The organism is Clostridium sp. CAG:43 (assembly GCF_000434655.1).
GTDB classification, from domain to species: domain Bacteria; phylum Bacillota; class Clostridia; order Lachnospirales; family Lachnospiraceae; genus Otoolea; species Otoolea fessa.
The window spans coordinates 1-2,131 of the sequence record NZ_FR895056.1; the positions used below are offsets into that span (position 1 = coordinate 1).

Genomic DNA, 2,131 nt, shown 5'->3' on the forward strand with positions numbered 1-2,131 from the left:
TTCTCACGATGATGAATACGAAGCCGGAGCTGATCGACGGTGCTGTCCGATACCTGCGGATCTATGTTTTTGGTATGCCAGCGCTGGCACTCTTTAACTTCGGAAATGCGGTTCTAAGCGCCTCCGGCGATACAAAGCGCCCGCTCTATTATCTCTCTTTTGCCGGTGTTATCAATGTCATTTTGAATTTATTTTTCGTCATTATCTGCAAACTAGATGTCGCAGGTGTGGCATTGGCCAGCATTATCGCGGAATATATTTCGGCGGCTCTTGTCATCGCGCTCCTGCTTCGAAGCCGGGAAAATTATGCACTTCACCCGAGTGAACTTCAGATATCGCCGGACAAGGTAGGCAGAATCCTTCGAATCAGCATTCCGTCCGCCATTCAAAATATCCTTTTTGCCATCGCAAACATCTTTGTACAGACCAGTGTCAACTCGTTCGACCATGTCATCGTCGAGGGCAACTCAGCCGCTGCCAACACAGATCCTCTGGTCTACAATATGATGGCTGCCATCTACACAGGCTGCACCAGCTTTATCGCACAGAATCGTGGTGCCGGAAAACGGGAGCGGTGCCGCAGAAGCTACGAACTCTGCCTGCTCTATGCCACCTGCGTAGGGCTGATTCTGGGGATTTCGCTCTATCTCCTGCGCGTCCCATTCCTGTCACTCTTTACTAACGATGCAGAAGTTGTGACCGCCGGAACCACCCGTCTCGCCATCATGGCGCTCTCCTATGGGCTTAGCCCGCTGATGGACTGCACCCTGGCGGCATCCCGCGGACTGGGGCGGACCGTTATTCCGACCATCCTGGTTATATTGGGTTCGGTAGTATTCCGCCTTGCGTGGATTTTTACCATTTTTGCATACTTCCACACAATCCAGTCGCTGTACCTGCTATACGCCTTTTCATGGGGAATCACCGGTATTCCGGAGCTTATTTACTTTATTTATATTTACCGGCACGGGGCAGCTGAGCCGGAAGTATAACTTTCAGAACGTCCTTAAAAATGTTTAAAATTTTCATGTTCCCAAAAGCGCCAAAAGGACCGCCGCATCTGGCATGCCCTCTTCTAAGTAAACAAGATTTTCATTGTTATCTTGGTCTGCTTAAAAGGAAATATGCCAGTCTGCGGCAGTCCTTCTTTCTATTTCCGGTCAATTTCCGGATTGACATGCACCATAATGTGTTTTACCTTCGGAAATGTCTTTTCAATGCTGTTATGCACCACCTCGGCAATCTTGTGCGCCTCCCGCAGCGGCATGGAACCATCTACCTCAATCTCAATGTCCGCATAAATTTTATTGCCAAAGATCCGAGTCTGAAGCAGGTCAATCCGCGCCACATCTGGATTCTGAAGAACGCAGGCGCGCAGCTGTTCTTCGGTCTTCTCATCACAGGAATGATCGACCATTTTATCCATCGCATCTTTAAAAATCTCATACGCCGCTTTCACGATAAAGACGAAAATAACCAGGCTCGCGATCGGATCCATGACCGGAAATCCCATTCTCGCGCCCACGATTCCGACCAGCGCACCGATCGAGGAAAACGCATCGGAACGGTGATGCCATGCATCTGCCATCAGTGCGCTGGAATCAATCTTTTTCGCATAATATCGGGTGTACCAGTACATCGCTTCTTTACTGACAATGGATATAACAGCCGCTGCCAGCGCCAGCATCCCCGGTACCTGCAGGTGACTGTATTCTCCCTTGAGCACGTCCGTAAGCGCCTCCACGCCAATCCCCAGACCTGTCATAAAGAGAACCATCGAGAGGACAATCGCAGCCACACACTCCATCCGCTCATGTCCATACGGGTGCTCCTTGTCCGGCTGTTTGGACGACAGCTTAATTCCAATCACCACAATCATCGTGCTGAACACATCGGACGCCGAATGGATACTGTCACTGATCATCGCATTCGAATGTGCGAACACGCCGGCTAACAGCTTCATAAACGCCAAAAGGATGTTCACTACTATCGTTACAAAAGACACTTGATTTGCCACCTTCTGAAAATCATTCTGTTTCATATTCGTTACCTCCAAAAAATATCTCATGGCACTAACGATAGGTGGGTGCTGCAAACCCATAAAAAAGTATAAAAAAACACCCACGAACCA

At 49.2% G+C, this 2,131-nt stretch carries 2 protein-coding genes; one reads left to right on the plus strand and one right to left on the minus strand.

Going from position 1 to position 2,131, the window contains the following annotated elements; all coding sequences use genetic code 11:
* A partial coding sequence (locus tag QVO97_RS04480; RefSeq protein ID WP_288188921.1) for an MATE family efflux transporter occupies positions 1-992 on the plus strand: 992 nt, incomplete at its 5' end.
* 158 nt (positions 993-1,150) lie between these two features.
* Here the strand turns inward: QVO97_RS04480 and QVO97_RS04485 are convergent.
* Positions 1,151-2,041 carry a cation diffusion facilitator family transporter gene (locus QVO97_RS04485; RefSeq protein ID WP_022359193.1) on the minus strand — a complete coding sequence of 297 codons (891 nt, stop codon included), beginning with the start codon at positions 2,039-2,041 and terminating at the stop codon, positions 1,151-1,153.
* Positions 2,042-2,131: the final 90 nt, after the last annotated feature.

Bases quoted from the DNA above. Each gene is read 5' to 3' on its own strand.
- QVO97_RS04485 (WP_022359193.1), bottom strand. From the start codon at position 2,041: ATGAAACAGAATGATTTTCAGAAGGTGGCAAATCAAGTGTCTTTTGTA.